The sequence below is a fragment of the Lactiplantibacillus songbeiensis genome (assembly GCF_005405125.1).
GTDB classification, from domain to species: Bacteria; Bacillota; Bacilli; order Lactobacillales; family Lactobacillaceae; genus Lactiplantibacillus; species Lactiplantibacillus songbeiensis.
Genome location: NZ_BJDL01000031.1, coordinates 1 through 25,337 on the forward strand (window position 1 = coordinate 1; position 25,337 = coordinate 25,337).

The 25,337-nt window shown below is 44.1% G+C and carries 18 protein-coding genes and 1 riboswitch; of the genes, 11 read left to right on the plus strand and 7 right to left on the minus strand.

Features of this window, described 5'->3' with window-relative positions; genetic code table 11:
- Positions 1 to 395 precede the first annotated feature (395 nt).
- The gene (locus FFM77_RS12005; protein ID WP_137636006.1) at positions 396 to 905 is read left to right on the plus strand and encodes a VanZ family protein; all 510 of its coding nucleotides are present in this window, start codon (positions 396 to 398) and stop codon (positions 903 to 905) included.
- A gap of 45 nt (positions 906 to 950) precedes the next feature.
- On the opposite strand, the gene FFM77_RS12010 is transcribed toward FFM77_RS12005, so the two are convergent.
- Positions 951 to 1,937, minus strand: a complete 987-nt coding sequence (locus FFM77_RS12010) for a serine hydrolase domain-containing protein (RefSeq protein WP_379893407.1) — start codon at positions 1,935 to 1,937, stop codon at positions 951 to 953.
- Between the two features lie 444 nt (positions 1,938 to 2,381).
- On the opposite strand from FFM77_RS12010, the gene pflB reads away from it, so the two are divergent.
- The 6 genes from pflB to FFM77_RS12040 all read left to right on the plus strand — a co-directional run bounded on the left by pflB (position 2,382) and on the right by FFM77_RS12040 (position 9,556).
- The gene (gene pflB / locus FFM77_RS12015; RefSeq protein ID WP_137636008.1) at positions 2,382 to 4,640 is read left to right on the plus strand and encodes a formate C-acetyltransferase; all 2,259 of its coding nucleotides are present in this window, start codon (positions 2,382 to 2,384) and stop codon (positions 4,638 to 4,640) included.
- Between the two features lie 30 nt (positions 4,641 to 4,670).
- Positions 4,671 to 5,489: a pyruvate formate-lyase-activating protein gene (gene pflA, locus FFM77_RS12020; RefSeq protein WP_137636009.1), complete on the plus strand. Its 819-nt coding sequence runs from the start codon at positions 4,671 to 4,673 to the stop codon at positions 5,487 to 5,489.
- A gap of 1,623 nt (positions 5,490 to 7,112) precedes the next feature.
- Positions 7,113 to 7,301 carry a helix-turn-helix transcriptional regulator gene (locus FFM77_RS12025; RefSeq protein WP_137636010.1) on the plus strand — a complete coding sequence of 63 codons (189 nt, stop codon included), beginning with the start codon at positions 7,113 to 7,115 and terminating at the stop codon, positions 7,299 to 7,301.
- A gap of 2 nt (positions 7,302 to 7,303) precedes the next feature.
- Positions 7,304 to 7,834 carry a DUF3278 domain-containing protein gene (locus tag FFM77_RS12030; protein WP_137636011.1) on the plus strand — a complete coding sequence of 177 codons (531 nt, stop codon included), beginning with the start codon at positions 7,304 to 7,306 and terminating at the stop codon, positions 7,832 to 7,834.
- 126 nt (positions 7,835 to 7,960) lie between these two features.
- Entirely contained in the window at positions 7,961 to 8,881 is a 921-nt protein-coding gene (locus FFM77_RS12035) for an aldo/keto reductase (RefSeq protein ID WP_137636012.1), read from the plus strand.
- A 231-nt stretch (positions 8,882 to 9,112) separates the two neighbouring features.
- Entirely contained in the window at positions 9,113 to 9,556 is a 444-nt protein-coding gene (locus FFM77_RS12040; RefSeq protein WP_137636013.1) for a hypothetical protein, read from the plus strand.
- Between the two features lie 720 nt (positions 9,557 to 10,276).
- On the opposite strand, the gene FFM77_RS12045 is transcribed toward FFM77_RS12040, so the two are convergent.
- Entirely contained in the window at positions 10,277 to 11,947 is a 1,671-nt protein-coding gene (locus FFM77_RS12045; protein ID WP_137636040.1) for a BCCT family transporter, read from the minus strand.
- A gap of 978 nt (positions 11,948 to 12,925) precedes the next feature.
- Here FFM77_RS12045 and FFM77_RS12050 point away from each other — a divergent pair.
- Together FFM77_RS12050 and FFM77_RS14045 are read left to right on the plus strand one after the other, a co-directional pair.
- Positions 12,926 to 14,764 carry a heavy metal translocating P-type ATPase gene (locus tag FFM77_RS12050; RefSeq protein WP_137636014.1) on the plus strand — a complete coding sequence of 613 codons (1,839 nt, stop codon included), beginning with the start codon at positions 12,926 to 12,928 and terminating at the stop codon, positions 14,762 to 14,764.
- Between the two features lie 61 nt (positions 14,765 to 14,825).
- On the plus strand, positions 14,826 to 15,002 hold the full coding sequence (locus FFM77_RS14045) for a hypothetical protein (protein WP_171001625.1): 177 nt from the start codon (positions 14,826 to 14,828) through the stop codon (positions 15,000 to 15,002).
- Between the two features lie 36 nt (positions 15,003 to 15,038).
- On the opposite strand, the gene ade is transcribed toward FFM77_RS14045, so the two are convergent.
- The gene (ade, locus tag FFM77_RS12055; RefSeq protein WP_137636015.1) at positions 15,039 to 16,712 is read right to left on the minus strand and encodes an adenine deaminase; all 1,674 of its coding nucleotides are present in this window, start codon (positions 16,710 to 16,712) and stop codon (positions 15,039 to 15,041) included.
- Positions 16,713 to 16,787: 75 nt separating this feature from the next.
- Positions 16,788 to 16,886: riboswitch (purine riboswitch) on the minus strand.
- A 591-nt stretch (positions 16,887 to 17,477) separates the two neighbouring features.
- Between ade and FFM77_RS12060 the strand changes: the two genes are divergently transcribed.
- Positions 17,478 to 18,590, plus strand: coding sequence for an SIS domain-containing protein (locus FFM77_RS12060; protein WP_223876836.1), 1,113 nt, complete (start codon positions 17,478 to 17,480; stop codon positions 18,588 to 18,590).
- A 49-nt stretch (positions 18,591 to 18,639) separates the two neighbouring features.
- Here the strand turns inward: FFM77_RS12060 and nhaC are convergent, their stop codons facing one another.
- Positions 18,640 to 20,064, minus strand: coding sequence for a Na+/H+ antiporter NhaC (gene nhaC, locus FFM77_RS12065; protein ID WP_137636016.1), 1,425 nt, complete (start codon positions 20,062 to 20,064; stop codon positions 18,640 to 18,642).
- 949 nt (positions 20,065 to 21,013) lie between these two features.
- Positions 21,014 to 21,670, minus strand: coding sequence for a CPBP family intramembrane glutamic endopeptidase (locus FFM77_RS12070; protein ID WP_137636017.1), 657 nt, complete (start codon positions 21,668 to 21,670; stop codon positions 21,014 to 21,016).
- A 229-nt stretch (positions 21,671 to 21,899) separates the two neighbouring features.
- Between FFM77_RS12070 and FFM77_RS12075 the strand changes: the two genes are divergently transcribed.
- A complete protein-coding gene (locus tag FFM77_RS12075; protein WP_137636018.1) occupies positions 21,900 to 23,123 on the plus strand; it encodes a peptidoglycan recognition protein family protein in 1,224 nt (407 codons plus the stop codon).
- A gap of 263 nt (positions 23,124 to 23,386) precedes the next feature.
- Here the strand turns inward: FFM77_RS12075 and FFM77_RS12080 are convergent, their stop codons facing one another.
- Both FFM77_RS12080 and FFM77_RS12085 read right to left on the minus strand, forming a co-directional pair.
- A complete protein-coding gene (locus FFM77_RS12080) occupies positions 23,387 to 24,364 on the minus strand; it encodes a 2-hydroxyacid dehydrogenase family protein (protein ID WP_137636019.1) in 978 nt (325 codons plus the stop codon).
- A gap of 61 nt (positions 24,365 to 24,425) precedes the next feature.
- Complete coding sequence (locus FFM77_RS12085) at positions 24,426 to 25,319, minus strand: alpha/beta hydrolase (RefSeq protein WP_223876837.1); 894 nt, start codon at positions 25,317 to 25,319, stop codon at positions 24,426 to 24,428.
- Between the last annotated feature and the right edge of the window lie 18 nt (positions 25,320 to 25,337).

Below are 25,337 nucleotides of genomic sequence, written 5' to 3' on the forward strand. Positions count from 1 at the left end.
GACCCTACACATTTGATTCGTCGAAACTTTGTTCAGTTTTCAAAGGTCTAAGTTCGTTCGTTGATTTCCTCAACGCAGCTTAATTATCATAACATCTTAAGTATTTCATGTCAACATCTTTTTTTCAAGAAGCAACAACTCAATTTGTTATGTGTTGCCGTTGCGACAACAGAAACTATCTTACCAATTATTGAAGTGGTTGTCAACAACTACTTTCAATTAATTATTTTCAAGCTTTTGCCCTGCCGTAGCAGCAACGTGTACTAATATACCAATTACAGAGAGACCTGTCAACGGTTTTTCACAACTTTTTTCATAAAGCCACTGATACCGGTCGCATCCCAGCGCTCGGTTGCTTATAATAGTACCTAATCTAGTCTAAGGAGTCCACTGCTATGCTCGCTTGGTTACCATTCTTACTATTATCTTGTTTTATGATTGGTCTCACTATTTATCTTTGGCAACAACCTCAATCAGCTTTAAAAAAGTTAAAACAACTTGCCTTGCTCGGATTCATCTGGGTACTTACAGCCTTTTGCTATACACCGACTGCCTACAACTTCGGTGGTAACGTCACGTTGCAATACATTCAGTGGGGACCCGTTAAACTAATTCTTAATCCTTTCCGACATCTTGACCTTGAATTTTGGCTCAACGTCTTATTAACTATGCCGCTTGGTTTTTTAATTGGTTGGAACAAGCCGACTTGTACTTGGCGGCGACTCATCTCGCTCGGACTGCTCACCGGACTATCTTTAGAGACCGGTCAGTTCATCTTAGACTGGCTAGTAAATCTGCAGCGTTGGGTTGAAGTCGATGATGTGTTGACTAATTGGACCGGTGTCATCATCGGATTTGCCGTCTATCAATTGCTGCATAAGCGATTACGCTGGTCTTGGTTGTAGCAAAAAAACGTTTAGCTTCTATATAAAGAAGCTAAACGTTTTTTATTATGCTTCATCGAAAAATAAGTTAAAGACATGGGCACGATCGCGATTCCAAATCTGATTATCACTCGTTGGATAAACGCGATTTGTTAACACAACCAACCCGCATTGACGATCTAAGTCAAAGGCAATTGCCGGACCAGTATAACCAGTATGGAAGTACTGATGTTTACCAGCTCGACGTTCCCAGCCAAGGGTCCGGCCTTCAACATCGTATTCGCCTAACCAATCAAAGACGTTTTCATCCAAAACCCGTTTGCCTTGGTACTCACCAAAGTTCAACATCATTTCAACAAAGACGGTTAAATCAGTTAGTGTTGAGAATAGACCAGCATGACCACTCTCGCCATTCAACAAGAACGCTTTATAATCATGAACTTGGCCTTGGATTTGTCCCCGGCGTGGATCGAACTCAGTTGGCACAAACCGGATCTTGGGCCGATTCAAATTATACCCAGTATTAGTCATCGCCAACGGATAACAAACATGATCCTGGATGCTACGCGCCAAAGCCCCATCGACCGTACGGATAATCCAACCTAAAATAATGTAACCCAAGTCGGAATAAACGACTTTTTCACCTGGTTTGTTAATCAGCTCGGCATCATAGACCGCCGTAATCAAGTCTTCACGATTCATCGCCGTCAAATTATCAATATCAGCTGGTAAGCCACTATTATGAAGCAAAAGTTCTTTAATCGTTATTTCAGTATGCTTAAACCCAGGTAAAAACCGGGCTACGGAGTCATCTAAGCGAATCGTATGATCGGATAATAGCTGGAAGATCCGGGTCGTCGTCGCCACGACTTTTGTGACAGACGCCAAATCATAAATCATCGACGCATCTAAACCGATACCAAACTCGGCGTTACCTTGTTTACCATGGTAGTACTGATTAATCCCTTGGGGCGTAATAATCCCCACTGAAGCACCATAAATGTCGCCAGCTTGAATACAACTGTCAATATATTGTGTTAGTTTCTCAATCACTAGTCTGAGCCACCCTTTCATCATTGCACATTCGCAAAAGCTGAATGCTTGCAGACTGTTGTCCCCCTTTATCATAACGAAATTCATCACAAAAGCAACGGCAAACCGCTCTGGATTAAAAATCAATTCAACTTGTTAATCAAATTATTAATCCCCCATTCGATTTCTATATTAAATTATTGATATCTAAAATTGGCATATTATCAACACTTTGGTCAATATAATTTCTGAATTTATTTAAGTCGTCTTACGTTCTTAAATTAAGCTTATAAATCCTTGATATAGCTAAACTTAAGCGTTTTCGATAGTTTTTTATTTTTATTAGTGATTTTATTTTTAAAAATATTTCATGGAATCGCTTACAATATTGCTCAAATATGGTATGATTCAATTGTAAAAGTTTTTATATAATCCAATTGGATTTTAATTATGGAGGCGAAACAAATGATCACATTTGATAAAACTACAACTCCAAAAGCTTGGAAAGGCTTTAAGGGCGGTCATTGGCAAGAAGAAATCAACATTCGTGATTTCATTCAACAAAACTTCACACAATACAACGGTGATGAAAGTTTCTTAGTTGGACCAACTGCAGCAACTAAGACTTTGAATGACAAAGTCTTAGCCTTAAAGAAAAAAGAACGTGAAGCTGGCGGCGTTTTAGATGCTGACACTAAAGTTGTTTCAACCATTACGTCACATGGTCCTGGCTACATTGAAAAAGACCTTGAAAAGATTGTTGGTCTCCAAACTGACAAACCTTTGAAACGTGCTTTCATGCCATTTGGTGGGATCCGGATGGCTGATGATGCCCTTAAGTCATACGGCTTTACTCCTGATGAAGAAAACGACAAGATTTTTAATGACTATCGTAAGACACATAACCAAGGGGTCTTTGATGTTTATACCCCAGACATGCGTAAAGCACGTCACTACAAGATTGTTACTGGTTTACCAGATGCTTATGCACGTGGCCGGATTATTCCTGACTTACCACGGGTTGCCGTTTACGGGATCGACCGCTTAATGGCCGAAAAAGCTAACGACTTCGCACACATTGGCGATGGCGAATTAACTGACAAAGTTATCCAACTTCGTGAAGAAGTTCAAGAACAATATCGTGCCTTAAACGACATGAAGAAGATGGCTGCTAGCTATGGCTACGACATTAGCAAGCCAGCCGAAACTGCTCAAGAAGCTGTTCAATGGATGTACTTCGGCTACTTAGCAGCTATCAAGACTCAAAACGGTGCCGCGATGTCTGTTGGTCGGATTGATACCACCATGGATATCTTTATCCAACGTGATTTGGACAACGGCGTTATCGACGAAACCCAAGCCCAAGAAATCATCGACCAATTCGTCATGAAACTACGGATGGTTCGCTTTATCCGGACTGAAGAATACAATGCCCTCTTCTCAGGCGACCCAATCTGGGCAACCTTATCAATGGGTGGTGTTGGTCTTGACGGCCGTCATCACATTACGAAGACTGCTTTCCGTATTTTGAAGACTTTGGACAACATGGGTGCTGCTCCAGAACCAAACATCACTATTCTTTGGACATCCAACTTGCCAGAAGACTTCCAGCGTTATGCAACGGAAGTTTCAATCGACAGTTCAACCATCCAATACGAAAATGATGACTTAATGCGGGTACAATGGGGTACCGACTACTACGGCATTGCTTGCTGTGTTTCTGCACAACCAGTTGCCGATGGGATTCAATACTTCGGTGCACGGGCTAACTTAGCTAAGGCCATCCTTTACACCATCAACGGTGGGAAAGATGAAATCGCTGAAGCACAAGTTGGACCAGCCTACGAACCAATTACTTCAGAATACATCGATTACGATGAATTCATGAAGAAGTTCGACAAGATGATGGATTGGTTAGCTGACGTTTACGTTAACTCACTGAATGCCATTCACTACATGCATGACAAGTATTACTACGAAGCTGCTGAAATGGCTTTGAAGGATACTAACTTAGACCGGACCTTCGCTACTGGGATCTCTGGCTTATCACATGCTGCCGACTCAATCTCAGCTATCAAGTATGGTCATGTTAAAGTTATCCGGGACGAAAAAGGCATCGCGGTCGACTTCAAGGCTGACAACGATTACCCACGTTATGGGAACAACGATGACCGTGTAGATGACATTGCTAAATGGTTAGTCAAAGAACTTTATACGAAGATGAACACCCATCATCTCTATCGTGGGGCTAAACTTTCAACTTCAGTTCTGACCATCACTTCAAACGTTGTCTATGGTAAGAACACTGGGACTACGCCTAATGGCCGTCAAAAAGGCGAACCATTCTCACCAGGTGCTAACCCAGCTTACGGCGCTGAAAAGAACGGGGCTTTGGCTTCACTCCTTTCAACTGCTAAGATCCCTTATCGTTACGCAACTGACGGGATTTCAAATACCTTTGGCGTTACACCTAACACCTTAGGCCATGATATGGAATCACGTAAAGACACCCTTGTAAACATGTTAAATGGTTACATGGATAACGACGGGATGCATTTGAACATCAACGTCTTCAATAAAGCAACTTTGATTGACGCTCAGAAACACCCAGAAGAATACCCTACCTTGACTGTTCGGGTTTCCGGCTACTGTGTCTACTTCGCCGACTTAACCAAGGAACAACAAGATGATGTTATTTCACGGACATTCTTCGAAACAATGTAATTAATCTTTAAACGTAAGAGGGCAAGGCTCATGGAGAATAAAACAGTTACAGCGGATCAAACCACTAATGAACCAGTCAAGGGCTATGTCCACTCTATTGAAACTTTTGGATCAGTGGATGGACCGGGAATTCGGTATGTGGCGTTCTTACAAGGATGTCATATGCGGTGCCAGTACTGTCACAACCCTGACACTTGGAAACTAAATGTTGGTGATGAAATGACCACCGATGAAATTTTAGCGGACGCGGCTAAATACCGTAAGTTCTGGGGCAAAACAGGTGGTATCACCGTTAGTGGCGGCGAATCACTGGTACAAATTGACTTTATTTTGGAACTCTTCGAAAAGGCTAAAGCGATGAATATCAGTACTTGTCTAGATACGTCTGGCCAACCATTCACCCGTGAACAACCTTTCTTCGGCAAGTTTGAACGTTTGATGGAAGTCACCGATATTTCGTTGGTCGATATCAAGCACATCAACTCCGCTGAACATAAGAAGTTGACCCAATACGGCAACGAAAATATTTTGGACATGATTCAGTACATGGCCCAACACCACGACGATATGTGGATTCGTCACGTACTCGTACCGCAACGCACCGATTACGACAAGTATTTGACTGAACTTGGCGATTACATCGCTAAGATTCCAAATAATGTCGTTCAAAAGGTCGAAGTATTGCCATACCACACTTTAGGAGTTAAAAAGTATCATGAAATGAAGATCAAATATCGCTTGGAAGGTATTGATTCTCCAACTCCTGAACGGGTCGCTAATGCTGAAAAGTTGTTGCATACTGCGGACTACACTGGCTACAAGAAGTGGATGCCATTGCCAAAACTGTGATAACCAACGTTATTCGTTAGTGAGTTTTGTCAGAATATTCGCGTTATTAAAGGAGTCGAGATTAAATTCTCGGCTTCTTTTTTTATTCCTTTATTGGGATGAGTTGGGATTGGCGTGACTTCCCACTCCGGTTGGGCTGGATTGATGCTGGAACGTGGTGGCCACGTTTTTGAGCCATGGAGCCGTCTCAAAAGCCGGGCTTTGACTAAGGCCGGGACAAATCACCCGGTCTAAGTCAAACGACACCACTGAGCATCATCCAGCCCGCCTACGCTAATCAACACTTAACTATAAACTATGGCGTTGAAATGCCTTTAGAACAAAGACACCTTAGTTACGGCTTTGAAAAGGCATTAAAACTAACTACACTGACTTGCCGTATCGACATCGACGACCCTGTCCTATTCAGCCAAGTCCAACTTAGCAAAAAATAATCGTTCATGTTTAAATACTCAGTCATTAACGCCGGGCGGTCCAGAATTGGCTCAGTGGTGTCGTTTATCTTAGTCGTGGTTTTCGACTTAGATAAAGCCCGATTTTCGAGACCGCCCTTTGGCTCGAAAACGTGGCCACCACGTTCCAGCCAATTCTGGACCAACCAGAGTGGCAATTTAATCCAACTAGTTACGACTTATTTAAAAATAAAATCATTTTAAGAACACCGGTATATCAGTCTTTCTAAAAAAATGTTAAGTCAACTAAAAAAAGTAGGGTCTTTCTATTGCAACCGCTTACAAAAACTGTTAGTATACTAAGTGAGGAAAGGAATTACAACCTCGTTAGCAAGCTTCTCAATAAAGAGTTTGATAGATGTCGCCAACACGTTAGACATCTAAGTTCCACAGGTTATGGTCGTTACCGAGACCAGTTCAGGCATTGCTTAGCGTTATCGGTTCAGCGAGTGTCGGGAGATTTGCGTTGGATGACTGAACGTTGATCCTTGAATAAACGGTAACCGCATCACGTTTTAATTGGTGTTATCAAGACTATCTAGATTTAACTTTAAGAGTTGGAAACAGGTGTCGCCGATGACCAGATTTAAGTTCCACTAGTACCATGGTTCCTGAGATTTAAGTACCATTAGTACCAGTTCCATTGTAGGCTTAGGCATTAAAAGTTTAAACGGAGGTGCATGTCTGTTACGAAGACATTACCAAGTTATAAACGCGAGTTCGACTTTCGTTAAAACCCGTTTGAAGAGTCACGAATCAAGTAAGGATTTACTTTTGATCGACTAAAGCAGATAGATACAATAAGTACGGGTTAGTCCGTTAGAAGTTGGACACACGTAAAATTGAATAGTATGAAGGTGTAACGCATTAAGAACACTGAACAACGTAATCTTGTTAACGGTGGTTATTCCTCATAAGTAGAACTCAAGTTGAGAAGCCTTGGGTTCTATTTTTTTGTGCTTAGAAACTCGATTCGGAGCGGCTAGGACCGATACTGGTTAAACTTGCCACCTCCCACTATTCAAGATACCTTGCGATTTAGTGACTTCGTGGTGTCATATATAATTGACATCATGAACACCAGGGACTACACTTTAGGCGTCAAAAAATCAGTCGCCAGCTCTCAATCAAAAAAGCGCGACTGAAACGCTGCTATCAAGGAAGTCCTGCTTTGAATCAAGTCAAAAAATATCGTCAACAATCCCACCTGACTCAATTTCAGCTCGCTCAAAAAATCGGTGTTGCTCGTCAAACCATTAATTTAATCGAAAACGACAAATATAACCCTTCACTGGATCTTTGTATTCACTTAGCTAGAATCTTACAAACAGATTTGAATCATTTGTTTTGGGAGGGATAACCATGGCAGGCAAAAAAAGTTTACGTGATACGATCGTCAAACACTGGTTTGGTATTTCTGGAACTTTTGATGAATATAAACGTCAAGAAGTGAATCGGATTGGCACGAACGCTTTTATGCTTTTGCTGCCGTTCAGCTTCATTTCACTGTTTGTCGCTGGATTGACTGTTGCCAATCGTCCACAGGATGCCATCAGCATTGTTATTTCACTTCAAGTTGGCTACTTCATGTTAGTCATTTGCCCCTACGTTCTACTTGCCTCACACCGTGCCCACATTACCGATACTGAAGTAACTACCCATGATCTCAAACAAGCCTACTTGCACATTGGACAAAAGATGAGCTTCAGTGCCGTTTACACTGGACTATGGTTTTATTTTCAAACTACCCTACTGGACCATTACTTTGATGGCACTAACTTACTTCACACACTAACACAATGGCATTATATTTGGACTGGCATTTGGACCGGCGGCATCATGGGTATCATCATTGGTATTCAGGCACTGATTCGACTAAAAAAATACCGTTAGTAACTCATAATCAATCAAATACAACATATACGTACCAGATAGTGCTAGCCTAACCATCTACTGTAATCGTTTACACAATCAGTCACAACCTTTATACTAGAGGAACTAACAAGGAGGTTTTTTAACTTGAAAACACTCAATTTAGGTCAAAGTGGCTTGCAAGCTTCCACCGTTGCCCTGGGGATTATGCGTATGAATGCCCTCACTGTGGATCAAGCCACGACTGTGTTGGAATCCACTGTTGATTTAGGGATCAACTACATTGATTCCGCGGATATTTATGGTAATGGTGACTCTTCTAAAATTTTTGGTGCCGCTTTAAAGCAAGCAAATGTTAACCGCGACAATCTTTATATTCAATCTAAAGGTGGGATTGTCCCAGGGAAACGTTATGATTTCTCCAAGCAACATATCCTTGATGCTGTAGATGGCGAATTACAACGGCTAGGCGTGGATTACCTCGACACCTTTCTCTTGCACCGTCCTGACCCATTGATGGACCCTAGCGAAGTCGCAGACGCCTTTAACGCACTACAGGCTAGTGGTAAAGTCCGCCATTTCGGCGTTTCTAACTTTAATCCCATGCAGGTTGACTTATTGCAATCAGCTTTGAGTCAACGCTTAATGATCAACCAACTCCAATTCGGCATCATGCATACTGGAGCCATTGATTTCGGACTACACACCAATATGCAAGATGACCGCAGTCTTAATCATGATGGCGAAATCATTGAGTATTCACGGTTACATCACATGACGATCCAGGCTTGGTCCCCTTATCAATATGGGATGTTTGCCGGAATCTTCCTCGATAATCCGAAGTTTCCAAAGCTAAATGCTGCCATGCAAACCTTAGCTGATGAAAAACAGACGACTAAGTCAGCCATCGCAACTGCTTGGATCTTACGTCATCCGGCTAACATGCAAGTTATCCTAGGCACAATGAATCCTAAACATCTCGCCGAGAATGCCGCTGGCGCCGATATCGACTTAACCCGTCAGGAATGGTATGACATCTACTTCGCTGCTGGTAACGATTTGCCATAATAAAAAAGGTTCGAGCCGAAATTGACTCGAGCCTTTTTTAGGTTGGAGGTAGCGCCCTAATTTCACTCAGTGACACCCTTTTTCTTAATTTTATCGCAAGATTCTTTAAATCGCGCTAAAATCAAGTTTTTATATTTCGAGTTTATACTAAAATGCGCTATCATTAACAGTATAAGACCAACTTTTATTATGCCATTCAATTAAACTGCAATTATCAAGGGGAGCCCTGCCATGTCAAAATTTAATATCTCACTCGTTAGTGCCGACCGCGCCAAAGCGATGCTAACGGAATATAAGGAACAACGTAAAAATTCCGTTCCACAGCTAACAGCACCTGGTCGCTACATTTTACCAGATTACAAAATGACGCGACGTCGGGCTGCTTTTAAAATTGTGAAGCATACCTTCTTGACGCCACACTACAAATCCTACGTTGCCCTGGACTCTGACAATGGGCACACCTTGTGGATGCGTAACTTCGGCTCATTGACAGAAGCCCTATTCTGGTTAGAAACTGGACTTAAAATCAGTGATACCGACTCCCACTCCAATTATAAAGAGTGGAGCGACAAGCACACCGCTGAAATTGCGACCTTCAAAGATCTTTTACGGCAACGTCCGAAAGCTAAGCAAAAGAAGATCGGCAAAAAAGCTGTTAAGAAACCCAATAAATAACAAAAAACGGCATCGACTTTCAAGTCAACGCCGTTTTTTTGATGTTCAATATACTGATGCCCATAATCCCCATAATTAATGGTCATTAGCTAGAACATCCCCCAAAAATAATGACTAACCCAATCTCTTTTGACCGTGGTATGCCGACCACTGATGACTTATGTTTAAAACACAGGTCAAGTATATGAGCTTGGTGTAAATCTACGACCATTTCAAAGTAAAGTTATTGTATAGATTTTGTAAAGTAGCACACTTGGGGCTAGTTAAAATTGCCGCCTACCGGTTGGTTTCTAAAACGCTGGAACGCCATGGGCCATTTTGAAGCCAAAGAACGGTCTTCAAAACTGGCCTTGGTCTAAGTCCGAGTAGACCACTCGCACTAAGGCCAACGACACGGCTGAGCATTTTAGAAACCAACCTCTCGGCTAAATGTATGGATTTAATGATAACTATCCGATAATTAACGACGGGCGGGCCAGAATTGGCTCAGTGGTGTCGTTTATCTTAGTCGTGGTTTTCCGACTTAGATAAAGCCCGGCTTGTGAGACCGCCCCTTGGCTCACAAACGTGGCCACCACGTTCCAGCCAATTCTGGGCCAACCAGAGTGACAAGTAAAATCCAACTAGCACCAAACGTAACGTACACAAAAACCCGGTTAATTGTGCCTGAAAGGCAATGCAATTAACCGGGTTTTATTGAACTTTGTTTTCAGAAACAGTCTAATCGGTTTCTTGGGCCGATGTTGACTTTCGCCGTGACCGTTCACGTGCATAATCAGTCTTCGTCGAGATTTCAACATCCCGTGCTAACTGCTTCCGTTTGGCTTTAGCCGTTGCCTTAGCGGTTGCTTTAGCAGCTTCTTCGACCGGATCAGTTGTTAAATCACGATGGATCGAATAAAGCATGATCAATACCACGGCAATCAGTGGGAACCCAGACATCGCACAAATCGACTGGATGGCTTTAAAGCCCCCGACTGTCACCAATCCTAATGAGAAGAGTAAGAAAATAACTACCCAACTCATCCGATTGAACCGACTTGGTTGTTGACCAACTTCCAACTTTTTACTAGTGAAAGATGACGTGATGAACGCAAATGATGACACGGTTGTGGCTAAGAAGATGAAGCATGATAAGCAGTAGAGTACTAACATGATCATCTTAAGCGGCAACGTCGTCAATACAGCGGCAATCACAGCAGCTTGACCTTGCGTGTTCAAGATATGGACTAAGTTGACAATCCCCATCTTTTGCAAGTACAAGGCGTAACCACCTAAAATTGCGTAAAAGCTGACACAGCCTAACGAGCCCCACAACAACATCCCACCTAAGACTTGGCGAATGGTCCGTCCGCGTGAGATCCGGGCAATGAATAAGCCCATCACTGGCATAAAGGATAACCACCAGCCCCAGTAGAAGATCGTTTGACTTTGCATGACGGTGACTTTACCGTTAGCAGCCGTATTGAAGCTCATGCTGACAAACTTATTAAGGAATAGTCCGATACTGTTCGTTTCGGAATTCAAAATGTATAACGTTGGGCCGACTACTAGTACGATGACTAAAAAGCCAATCGCTAACCAGATATGGGCGGAACTCAACCGGCCGATCCCCTTGGTTAACCCATGAAAGACCGCCGTAGCAAAGATAACGAATAAAATGGCGAATAAACCGAGTTTGAGCATCATCGTATCCGGAATCCCGGTAACGGTGCTCAACACTTTAGAAATAACTGGAATTTCCATCCCAACTGAGGTACCGACACCACCCATAATCCCAATAACGACTAAAAAGTCGACCAGGTTACGAGCAATACGTTTACCTAAGCTGTCACCTTCTAAGACAGAAATCGCAGCACTTAAACGTTGGACCTTGATATGCTTAACGTACATGGCGTACGAAATCGCAATTGTGGCGGGAGCAAACATCATCCACGCCATTGGTCCCCAGTTGAATTGACCCAACATGTGGGCATAATTATAAGCGGAATTAGAAAACGGCTTAATGCCGAATGACGGACTTTGTAAATAACGTAACGGATCAACGATACTCAACATTAAGATGCTGGCATCGATCCCCGTAGCGTAAACCATACTGCCCCAATGGAAGGTTGAAAACTCTGGCTTATCCTTGGGACCGCCTAACTTGGTTTTACCGAATTTACTCAAGCCTAAGTAAATGAAAAAGATAAAGTTGATGACATAGACCAGCATGTATAACCAGCTCATATTGCCTGTCAGCCAGTTGAGGATTGCCCCCAAACCTGCTTCCAATGATTGACCGCCGACTAATAGAAAAATCGAAGCCACTGCAAACAAACCAATTGTTGGCAAGTACACCCACCAATCAATATTCTTACTTTTTAAAATAATAAACCTGCTACTGAAAATATCCATTCGATATATCAATAAAATTCGTGGTTCTTCCTCCCAAGTTAATGGGAGTCCCCACGCGTTAATTTCCGACTAGCAATCGGTACACCCCTTCGAGTTACTCCTCGAAGCACTCAGTACCCTTAGTTTTAATAAGGTAAATCGGCTTGCAGGTCCAGTTCGGTTTGTGCTAACTCAAAATCAGTAGCAGAATTTCCTTCTTTCCGTTGGTGAACTTAGACCTGCGCCATACTGACAAACTTATTAAATTGCTTCATCTACGTTGGTACTTACCAGTTTAGCTTAGAGTGTGAGTCAGAGCGGGTTGAAACTGATCATTAGGCTAGCCAGCCAATGGTTCGGCGCTCTTCCGAACGGTTGGTTGGCGTACCTAAGCGCAGGCTTCAGCTCTGGCGAATACGTTTCGGCAAATTTGCTGAAACGTGTTCACTCCGGCAGTTGGCTCCGCTTGCTACGCTAAGTCAAGGATGCGGAAAACCACCCCATCATTGACTTAGCTAGGCAATGCTCACCAACTACCCGCCGTCGTTCACACTCTATAAATATCTTGCTAATGGATAACCCCCTTGAATTCAGATACGTCATTTGTAAAACGGTAGCTAAAATAGTCCCATAATACACAAAAAGTCGCACGGCAGGGTAACAAGTTACCACCTGTACAGCGCGACCCGTCTTATACAAATGCTGATTTCAGTATTTTTCGTCTGATATATCTGATGTTCATCTATTACTATACTAGCATTAGAAAATAATTCAAATAGCCGGTTTAACGGGAGTTTAAGCCTATCATGATAGGGATAAGACCGCTTTTTTAGCCGCAAAAACGCCGATTTTTCTGAAAATTAATCGGTTTTTCCGCAAATTATTAATTTTTATTTAGAATCATTCTAAACTAATTGAATTTATTTTTGTTAGTGTTATTCTAATGATAACAGTAAAGGAATCGGTTACACAGTAAAAAGGAAGGTGCTTTTTATGCGACATTACTACAAATTGATTTTAACCGTTAGTATTGGGATTTTAGCGCTAATCTTAGAATTCGGCTTCCATTGGCAACTAACCGCGCAAGTCATCATCACCGTGATGGGCTCGATTATGGCGCTATCAATGTTAGTTGAAATGATCAAAACCTTGCGTTCTGGCAAATACGGGGTCGACTTATTAGCCATCACTGCCATTGTTGCAACATTAGCGGTCAGTGAGTACTGGGCGGGACTAGTCGTTCTAATTATGCTGACCGGTGGCGATTCATTAGAGGATTACGCCGCCAAACGGGCGAATACAGAACTAAAAGCCCTCTTAGATAATTCCCCACAAGTCGCCCATCGGCTCGTTGATGGCCAGCTTGCTGATATTGACGTTGACGCTGCCCAAGTTGGCGATCAATTAGTCGTTAAGCCTGGCGAGCTCGTCCCGGTTGATGGGCATTTGATCCAAGGAACCGCCTTATTCGACGAATCTTCCTTAACTGGTGAATCCAAACCCGTTGAAAAAACGCTTGGCGATGACCTGATGTCTGGGGCTGTTAACGGTGATAGTGCCGTGACGATGGTCGTCGATAAAGTTGCTGCTGATAGTCAGTATCAACAATTAGTGAAGTTAGTTCAAGAATCCGAAGCCCGACCGGCGAAGTTTGTTCGTTTGGCTGACCGATACGCGGTGCCTTTTACCTTAGTTGCCTATGTGATTGCTGGGGTAGCCTGGGCACTTAGCGGGGACCCGCATCGCTTCGCCGAAGTTCTCGTCGTTGCTTCACCGTGCCCTTTGATCTTGGCAGCACCCGTTGCGTTAGTCTCTGGGATGAGTCGCTCCAGCCGCAATGGGATCGTGGTTAAGACCGGTGATATGCTTGAAAAGATGTCGCTAGCTAAGTCCGCCGCCTTTGATAAGACTGGGACAATTACTAGTGGCCAATTAACGGTTAACCAAATCCAGCCACAAGCTGAATTTACCGCCGCGGAAATCTTACATCTAGCTGCTAGTGCGGAACAAAATTCCAGTCATATTCTGGCCCGTTCCATCGTTAAATATGCAGCCGACCAGCCACTTAGCGCTGCGAATAATTTGGCCGAAGTTACCGGTAGTGGGGTCACTGCCACCGTTGATGACCATCTCGTTAAAGTCGGCAAATTAGCATTCGTCGATCCTGACACGACTGAACAACCATTAGCCCAGACCGCCATTTACGTCGCGATTGATGGCCACTACGCCGGGGTCATCACCTTTATTGATAATGTCCGGCCCGAAGCTGCTACGACCTTGCAGGCGTTACATGCTGAAGGCGTTCAAAACGTGATGATGCTCACGGGGGATCAACGGGCGATCGCCGATAGTATTGCCGCTGAAGTTGGGATTGATACCGTTCAAGCTGACTTACTCCCAGCTGATAAGATTAAGAATTTAAAAGCTGTTCCAAATGATCAGCGTCCCGTCATTATGGTCGGCGATGGCGTGAATGATGCCCCTTCGCTAGCCGTCGCCGATGTTGGGATTGCCATGGGCGCTCATGGATCAACCGCCGCCAGTGAATCCGCTGACGTCGTAATCTTAAAAGATGACCTCAGTCGCGTGGTAACCGCAATTCAAATCTCCAAAGACACCTTGAATGTGGCTAAGCAAGCAGTCTGGATTGGGATTGCCATCTGTACGATTCTTATGCTCATTGCTAGTTCCGGGATTATTCCCGCCTTATTTGGGGCGATGCTACAAGAAGTTGTCGACACCGTTTCAATCCTTTGGGCCTTGCGGGCTTTACGGGATCGTTCCCAAACGAAAGCCACGACTAAGAAATCGCCAAGCACCACTCAGAATTAAAGCGTTGCCAAATCAGATTTGTTAGTGCTATGCTGAGGGGAAATGAAATGGATGTGATACCATGCCGCAATGGGTCTTGGATTGGTCCAAAGAATCCCTGATTTTCATCGTTGTCCTAACCTTTGTCACGGTGGTCTTGATGAAGATCGACCTCCGTCAAGCGATTCTGGTCGACTTTGGTTATATGATTCTAGCGTTGCCTTTAGCTTATCGAAATCGCAACCGCCGCAAAAAATAAAGCAACCCCAATTCGGGTTGCTTTATTTTATGACTATTATTTATCGACCGAAATAAAATCAAAACTGTCATAGTCGAACAATCCTCGATCGGTTAATTTTAACGTTGGAATCACTGGTAACGTTAGAAAAGACAAGGTAATAAACGGATCAAAGGCAATCGGCTGATCACATAATTGATTATAAGCCGTCTTAATCTCGGCTAACTGTTGTGCGACCGTCTCATAGCCGGCGGCGGATAATAGGCCCCCAATCGCTAACGGCAACGTCGCCGTCACTTGTTGATCATCTGACACCGCGATGCCGCCATTAGTATGCGTAATCTGCGTGATAGCGCGTAAAATTGCCAAATCCGAGGTCCCGACTGCCACAATATTATGGGCATCATGCGCCACTGAACCAGCAACTGCCCCGTGCTTCAATTGAAAGCCATGTACCAAGCCAACGCCAACCCGACCGGTATGACGATGCCGCTCCACAACAACCATTTTTAAAATATCCTGGTCCAAATCCGTCACAAATTGACCTGCAACCACTGGCACTTGCTTAATCAGGTGATCTGTTTCAATATGGTTCGGCTGCACACCAATCACGTTGGCCTTTCCCGTAGTTAATGGTAACGCCAAGTCCGCGAGCGTGGCGTGCTGCTGAATCCGAGTCGCCGTAAAGGCTAATGGTTTGGTGGTTGCTTCTTCGTCAATCCATATTCCGTTCTTCATCGTTCGGCTAACCTTGACTTGGTCAACATCATCTAAAACCACTAGATCTGCTAATTTACCGGGCGTCAAACTACCCCGATCGGTTAAACGATGGGCGTTAGCAGCATGATAGCTGGCCATTGTATAGGCTAATGCTGGCCGAATCCCGCTAGCAATGGCCAGCTTAACGTTATAGTCAATCGACCCTTCCGTCATTAAATCCGCAATCGTCTTATCATCAGTACAAAAGGCAAACCGACTGGCATTCGCTTCCGTGACAGCGCCAATGGTTCCCTGCACATCGCGTTCAACAGTCCCCTCTCGTAAGAAGACAAACATGCCTGCCTTAACGCGTGCTAACGCTTCTGGGACCGTCGTACATTCATGGTCCGTATCTAAACCAGCATTGCGCATCACGTTCAACTGATGCGCATCTAAGCCGGCCGCATGCCCATCAGCGTGATAGCCATGGGCGTTGGCATCGCGAATCTTAGCCAGGGTATCGGCATCCCCACGTTCAACGGCACCATAATCCATCACTTCCGCGAGTCCACGTACTTCCGGCTGCGCATATAACGGTCGTAAGTCAGCCGCATGCAATGTTGCCCCATTATCATCAAATGGTACACAAGGGACTGAAGATGGCAACATGAAGAAAACATCGAGTGGTGTCTGGCGCGCATCATCAATCAAATATTGGATTCCCGCGATTCCCGCCACATTAGCCAATTCATGCGGATCAGTCGCAATCGCGGTAACCCCATGTTGTAACAGGACTTTACCTAGTTCACTCGGCGCCACCATCGCACTTTCCATGTGTACATGGGCATCAATCATGCCCGGGACAATCCATTTGCCGGTTGCATCAACCTGTTCACGGGCCTGGTACGGTTCATCTTTTAAATTACTAATAATATGGCCATGATCAATCCACAGACTCGTGGTTTCAAATTCACGAGTCAACACGTTTAATACTTGGGCCCCGGTAATAACCATATCCACTGTTTTCGTCAAAATGTTCTCCTTCTGCCTATCATATCAGGAGCAAAAAATCGACCGACGCCACCACAAAGCGAGTTGTGGTGGTATCGATCGACTCAATTCGCTTATAGTCCAGTGTTTACGGCACTGGGTAGAAACTCGCCATCCATATCATGGCATTATATAGGCAATTCATTTATTTTTGATTGTCCGTAACTTTAGCAGATTTCTAGGGTAAATGCAAATTGGGTTGTCGGTTGGTAAACCTCTATAGTCGTTGATTGACCGTCTTCGTCGATTAGGACAACTATTGTTAGGTTTATCGATAATCCTATCTTTCGGATAATTAGCTGGTCAAAATAAATCGTTATCACGCTTGATGTTAATTACCGCCTACCGATTGATTTCTTAAACATTGGAACGCCATGCGCCATTTTAAAGCTAAGACTGAACATTTTAGAAACCAACCACTCAGCTAAATGACCGGACTAAGAATAATCAACAGTTAACTTTTTAATACCGTTATTTAACGTCGGGCGGACCAACATTGGCTCAGTGATGTCGTTTATCTTGGTCGGTAGTTTTCCGACCTAGATAAAGCCCGGCTCTTGAGACCGCACTATGGCTCAAAAACGCGGCCACCACGTTCCAGCCGATGCTGGCCCAACCAGAGTGGCAAGTAAACAACCAATAAACTCATCAATTATTTGGTTCACGTTGATTTACAACGGATTACCGGTTATCATGAAAGCGATGTCTTAACTTATTAACTAAAAAGAGTTCAAGGGGTTCAATACTATGATGATGATGAATAATCCAACCATGCTTTCTTATATCCGTCGTGAGCAGTCCGTGCTCAATCAAATTCTAGATGCTTATCCAGATCAAACCGGCGCAGCACTGGCACAAGCGTCAACTGACACAACCCACTGGTTAATCTTAACAACTGCTTCCAGCCTCAATGCTGCCCAAAGTGCCCGCTTTTATATGGAAAAGGTTGCTGATGTCCAAGTCGAAGTTCAAGATGCCCAACTATATGCGAACTATGCCCGCGTCAATCCAAACGTCGATACGGTTATCGGTATTTCACTTAGTGGTCAAGATCCAGAGACTTTAGCAGCCATGCAAAAAGTTAAAACCGAATCAAATGCCTACACGATTGCAATGACCGCCCAAAAAGAGTCAACGCTAACGACCTTAACCGATGCTACTTTTGATATTTTAACCGGTAAAGAAACAATTCCTTACATTACGTTAAGCTACAATGCTATCGTCTTATCCCTGATGTTCTTGGGGTTACGCAGTGCTGTTGACCGCAAGCTAATGCCAACACTAGCTGCGAATCAAGAACTTGATGAATTTGGGCTCCTGATCGAACACATCAACGAAACCATCCAACGGTCCAATGACTATTACCGGAAGTTCACGATTGACTTTGGATTAGCCCAACAATTCACGGCAATTGGGTCGAATATTGTTGCCGGAACTTTAGCTGAAATGCAGACGAAATTCACTGAAATTGTCCGCGTCCCAACTCATGGCTACACCTTAGCTGACTTTACCCATGGTGGCTACCTAGGCGCCCACGAAACCCATCGGCAGTTCTATATTGAATTGAACACCCCAAAGACAGCCATCATGCAACAACTTCAAGCCGTCAAAACTTATGAGTCACACCTGACACCACACATTTACACGATCAGCTTTACCGGCGAGCACCCCGCCATCAATGACGGTCAAACACTCCAATTGCATCAAGTCGATGATCCTTTAAAAGCCCCATTATTAGCCATTATTCCGTTCCAAGTTTTAGCTTGGTTTATCGCTAAAGCTAAGGGTATCAATTTGAATCATCCGATTTTTACCAACTTTCAAGACGCGATTAAGATTCCCACCAACATTACTGAATAACAAAAAAACGTGCCTGACCTCATCGTCAGACACGTTTTCTTATAATCAATTAATTTAATTCGGCCGCTTGATGGATTTTAGCGGACTTAGTTTGATGAACATGAGCCAACCCAATCCCAGTAAAGCCACTAATAATTGAAATGACCGGGCAAAGTAAACTGAAGAAGGCGAATGGTAAGTATTGAATCGTTGGTACCCCTAACGTGGTCGTCAAGAAGACCCCACCAACACCCCAAGGCACTAAGTAGTTGATGACGGTCCCGCCATCTTCCAAGACACGACCTAATGATTGGTTATCTAAGCCGCCGTTGTTAAAGGCTTGTTTGAATGCCCGTCCAGGTAAGATGATGGATAAGAATTGTTCGCCAACAAAGACGTTGACACCGATACAAGTGATAATTCCAGCCGTAATCAACTTGCCATCACTCGTTAAGTGCTTGGCAACTGGCGTCATAATCTGACCGATTAAGCCAAACTTCATGAGCAACCCGCCTAGTGATAACGTGACCACAATCAAGGCCACCATACTCATCATACTGACAATCCCACCACGCGATAATAAGGTATCGACACTCGCATTACCAGTTTTTGAAACGAAACCCGTGTTAATAATTGCGGTTAACTTGGTCATCGTGGTTTGGGGTTGTTCGAATAAAATCAGCCCAGCGGAAAGAAATATATTGAGTAACATCGTTGGAATCGCTGGCATCTTGAAGCCCGCGCAGACAAAGACTAAAACGATTGGTAACAAGGCCAACGCCGAAACAGTAAAGTTGCCATTTAACACCGCAACCGTCTGATGAATCTTCGCTAAGCTGGTACTCGTATTGTCATGGCCTAACATGGCGAATAGCCCTAAGGAAATTAACCCAGCTGGTAATGTCGTCCATAATAAGTGCTTGATGTGGGCAAATAAATCCGTGTCAACCACTGCTGACGCTAGGTTATTGGTTTCAGATAAAGGTGATAATTTGTCACCGAAGATTCCGCCACTAATAATGGCCCCAGCAACTAATGCGGGATTCAAATTCATCGTGACGCCCATCCCAAAGAACGCAATCCCAACTGTTGAGGTGACCGTAAAGGCACTACCAACGGCGGCGCCCACTAACGTACAAACGATAAAGACAGATGGTAAGAACCATTGAACATTGATTAATTTAAAACCAATCACCATCAACGTTGGAATCGTTCCGGCCGCAATCCAAGTTGAAATCATCGCCCCAATCAAGATAAAGATAAAAATCGGAATAATCCCTTGGTCAATTCCTTCCTTGATGCCGGCATTCACTGCCGACCAAGGGAAGCCACGTAACATCGCCCAAGCGGTAACTACGCCCATAGCTAAGAGCACGGGAACTTGTGGTGATAAGCCAAAACCAATGACGCCCAGACTCATAATGCCTAGGACAACCAACAATACGATTACTGCTTCTAATGTGCTAATTTTAGGGGTGCTTTTTGTTTGCTTCATACGTCATTACTCCTCGTAAAAACTGTCTTCAGTAACGCCAACTATTAGCACTCGCAATATCGAGCAATCCCACCACAATGTCTGATCGTCATCCTAATCATCCTCTTCTATATAAAAAATCGTCCCCATTGTTCACTAAGAACAACAGGGACGATTAGACTAGTCGCGGTACCACCCAGGTTGAGGATTGATGAAACAATCCCCCACTCACTAGAAGATAACGGTTCTAGTTATTACCCGTTTCAAGTTTGAAAAGCCGTTACCGTATTTCAACCACAGCTCCTGATCGGTTCGCAGCAACCACCGACTTCCTGACACCCAGACCTGCATCTACTTGATGTAACGTTCAACGCTCAATATATTAACTTGCCATTAACAATACCACCGTTTATTTTAATCGTCAAGACATTATTTTAATTATATTCTCATTTACTTTAGTCGCTGTAAAGTTAACTTTTAAGTAACTCGCTCATTGACCGTCTTCGTTGACCAACAGGTTAGTGGCATACCATTTACCAACAATATTACGCTTGGTGTTAGTTGAACTTGCCGCCTACCGGTTGGTTCCTAAAACGCTGGAACGCCATGGGCCAACGACACGGCTGAGCATTTTAGAAACCAACCTCTCGGCTAAATGAGTCGGTTAAATAATTTAACATTAATTGACAATTTTCCAGTAGTTAACGTCGGGCGGGCCAGAATTGGCTCAGTGGTGTCGTTTATCTTAGTCGGTGATTTTCCGACTTAGATAGAGCCCGGCTTCCGAGACCGCACTGTGGCACGAAAACGCGGCCACCACGTTCCAGCCAATTCTGGCCCAACCAGAGTGGCAATTTAAGCCAACTAGCACCAAACGTAACAATATTAAATAAGCCAGTTAGCGGGGACTGGGCTGGATGACGTTCAGCAGCATCATTCCAGCCCAACCGGAGCGGCAAATTAAATCAACCTAGTTAAATAAAAACACCATGCTATTCCATGCAATATGTAGGAACATCGACGGCCAAATACTGTGGCTACGTTGATAATTCCAACCGAATAATAACCCCAACGGGAATACACAGGCAATATTACCAAGCCAAATTAACGAACTGTAACCCGCAACTAAGTAAAGTGGAAAGTGGATCACTTGAAAAGCTACTGCTTGCGCAAGATTCACACGCCAAAATGGACCAGTCTTCAATAAGCTATTCGTTAAAAAGCCACGGAAAAACCATTCTTCAAATAAACCGGCCGCTAAAGTGACATTTAGTAATTGTCCATTCTCCCGAGTTAATAGGTTCGGATTCAATCTAAATGGCTGGGCCTGCCACGATTGCCCGACACTTTGGATACCGATTAAAACTAACAAACTGATCCAGAAGACTTTGGTCAGCTGCAGGTGCCATAATTGCCGCGGCTGATCGGTTAATTGATCACGAAAGACCCGACACCCCCACCAGGTTAAAACCGTCCATGGTATTGCTTTGACCATAACTGTTAGGAAATCAAAACGCCATCCAGTCACAACTGTAGGTAACCAACCGTGAATCACCGGTGTTAGGAAACTCCATAACCCCAGTAGCACCAAATAGACCCACCACACTGAGTTAACTTTTGATTTCAAATTCACTCGCCGCCTTTTATTAATTAATCAATAAGGTTAATCTTAAAACTGGATATAAATTTCGTAATGTTAACTGGTTGTAATCGATTTGCAACATTGGCAAGGTACACTTGGTGTTTGAATGATACCGCCAAGTTGTTTAAATAGTGGTATTCTAAAAAGTGGACAGTTTTTCAGATAAAAAGGATAGTTCAACTCTTCAGGAATTGATGGAAAGGTCGCATATTTAATGAAGTTAGTCTCAACGGGGTCATTTATCAGACGTACAATCGTGGCTGGCGTCGCCTTGTTCGGTATCGGTGTCGCATTACAAACCACTACCGCCCACGCTGAAAGTGTCAACAGCTATATTAGTAATCAAAAAGTGGGACATGCCAAAGTCACCACGGCAATTTGGGGCGGTTTTCCTAAGTATAAATACCGTCACGGTGTTGGTAAACCAGAAGGTGTCGTCGTTCATGAAACGGCTAACCCGACCTCAACAATTTATGGTGAAATGGCCTATATGAAGGCCCATTACAATAACGCGTTCGTGCATAGTTTCGTGGACGCCTCACGCATCATCAACATTGCCAATACAAATTATTTAGCTTGGGGCGCCGGTCCCGCTGCCAACCAACGCTTTGTTCAATTTGAACAGGTCGAAGTTCACAGCAAGTCCGCCTTTGCCCATCAGATCGCTAATTCAGCCTACTACACGGCTTATATTTTGAACAAATACCATCTCAAGCCCAATGATGCGGCTTACGATGGTAAAGGAACAGTTTGGTCACACGCATCCGTTTCTAAGTTCTTGGGTGGCTCAGACCATAGTGACCCGACCGGTTATTATGCCTCAGCTGGTCGGAAGTACTTTGGGCAAGCGTATACAATGGCGCAATTCTACCAACAAGTGAAACGGCAGTATAATCTGATTCATCATGCCGCTTACGAAAAAGCCACTTACCGCAAAGGATCGGGCTCCGAAACGGCTAAGCTCAGCAGCCGTTATACGAGCTACCGTCTCTATAATCACATTAAAGGGACCCGAGCAACCAAGAAATACACTTGGAAACGGTCAAAAGCTTACACTGGCAAGCGCGTTTATATTGATGCAATCGGGACAAAGACAACTAAGAAGTCAAAATGGTATCGCATTCGCTTTAAGAAATCGACTTCAGCCCAACGTTACTGGGTCTACAGTAAAGCTTTAGACTTTGGCACGTTAACCTTCAATAAGAACTTAACGCTTCAAAAGACAGTCAAGGCTGATAGTAATACGACCTATTACGACCATATTCCGAATACGTTATATGTATCAAAGCCAGTCGGTAACACCAGCAGCTTGCGCGGTCAAACCGTAGCGGTTAACTGTGAAGGCTTCCGGACAATTGATGGCGTTCAAACCCAATGGTACCGGGTCGTTCCTACTAGCGGGACGCCTTATTGGATCAACGCGACGGAATTTGACTAAATAACTGGACTTAAAATAATCAATCGTTATTTTTTTAATTCCCGTTAGTTAACAACGGGCGGCCCAAAATTGGCTCAGTGGTGTCGTTTATCTTAGTCATGGTTTTCGACTTAGATAAAGCCCGGCTTTTGAGACCGCTCTATGGCTCGCAAACGTGACCACCACGTTTCAGCCGATTCTGGGCCAACCAGAGTGACATTTCACACCAAACGTAGTGGTTATTAAAAAGAGCTGATTCGCGTCAGCTCTTTTTTAATACCAATTTATTTAGGTTCTACAACGCCATTCACTACCGCGGTTGGTGCTTGCCCGTCTAAAACGGCCAGTGCATTGTCCGTCACAATCTTCGCCATGGCATCGCGTGCTTCAACGGTAGCATTGCCAATATGTGGCGTTAAGATGACATTCTTCAGCTCTGCAAAACCCGGCGTCAACTTAGGTTCAGTTTCGTACACGTCCAGTGCCGCGCCAGCTAATTGACCGGCCTTCAACTGGGCTAACAAGGCATATTCATCAACTAATGGGCCCCGCGCGGCGTTGATCAAATAAGCACTCGGCTGCATCAAGGCTAGTTTGTCAGCATTTAATAAATGCTGCGTTGCCGGCGTTAATGGCGCATGTAAGCTCACCACGTCAGCGGTCTTCAGCAGTTCATCTAAAGTTAAATAAGTCGCATCGGTCTTGCTCTGCGTAAAAACGTCCAATTGGTGACGCTGGGTATAGACAATATTCATGCCAAATGCATGCAACCGTTTGGCAACGGCTTGCCCAATCTGACCCATCCCAATGACCCCTAGTGTCTTACCAGCCAACTCATGGCCTAAGAAGAACAACGGGGCCCAACCATCAAAACCAGTTGTCCGCATCAGACGATCCCCTTCGACCATCCGATGCATTAATGCTAAGACTAAGCCAACTGTGACTTCCGCCGTACTAGCTGTTGAGACGCCAGGCGTATTCGTCACCGCAATGGCTTTGGTGGCAGCATAGTTAATATCAATATTATTAAAGCCCGCGCCAAAGTTTGCAATCAACCGTAATTTAGGTGCCGCATCAATAACGGCCTTTGTTACGGGGGTCGATAATGGGGTAATCAAAACTTCGGCGTCAGCAACCCCCGCGATCAATTCAGATGGGGTAATTAACCCAGTCCCTTGATAGACTGCTGGTTCATAACCGGCTTGTTGCAATGCTTGAATCCCACTTGTTGGAATCTGAGCGGAGATAAAAATTTTTGCCATGTCCTAACCTACTTTCTAAACAACGAAAGGGCAGAAGATTCACATCTTCGCCCTAACTTAATTACCATAAGAATGAAATCATCGAGCGCGCGACTGCTGGATTTTGATTCAGTGCACAATGCGCAGCATCCGCCCCACTATAAAATTCTTCACGATAGCGGGCCAACTTGTTCCGCAATAAATAACTAACTGACCGCGCTGACGCGACCGCTACATAGCCATCATTGTTAAAACCACTGTTCGTATCACCAATCACATTCAACATCTGCACGTGCTTCGGAAAATTCGCGCGCTGTTTTAACATCGCCGCAAAATGTCGCGTAAAACGGGTTGGCTTGGCAGCGACCGCTTGCACATGCCGTTCCGTTTCGGCATTCAGGTAGCCGGTCAACCCATCAAAAGGCCCGGCAATCGTGACAATTTTACGTAACTTAGGCAAACGATGGTCATGACCATAAGTTAGCGCCTGATTGACAATATCATTAGACCCTAGTGAATGGCCGACTGCATTGTACTTGGTCACACCATATTTAGCTTTTAACTGTACCAATACCTGATGTAACCAATAAATTTGCGTTTTCTGCGTGGCATGATTGTCTTGAAAGACCACCTGGACCATCGGATTTTTAATCGATTTTTTCCAATACCCCTTAAAACCCATCACACCGTTTTTATAAACGTTAACCACTAGCGCTTTTTGGGCCGCACCAGCTTTTTCCGCTTTTTTAATTAAGTAATCAGTCGAATAGGCGCCACCATTATACCCATGTAAAAAGATCGTTGCCGTTTTCGACTGTTGGTACTGACTGTTAATCGGCTGGGTCGGCATCGACCGCAACTGACTAGTTACTTTCGTAATTTTGGTGCTGTTACCACCGGCACCAATTAAGACAACCGTAGCCCCAATTACGAAGGCAAGTAGCAGAAATTGCAGTACCGTTTTGAATCGTTTCACCAAAATTCACCACTTTCC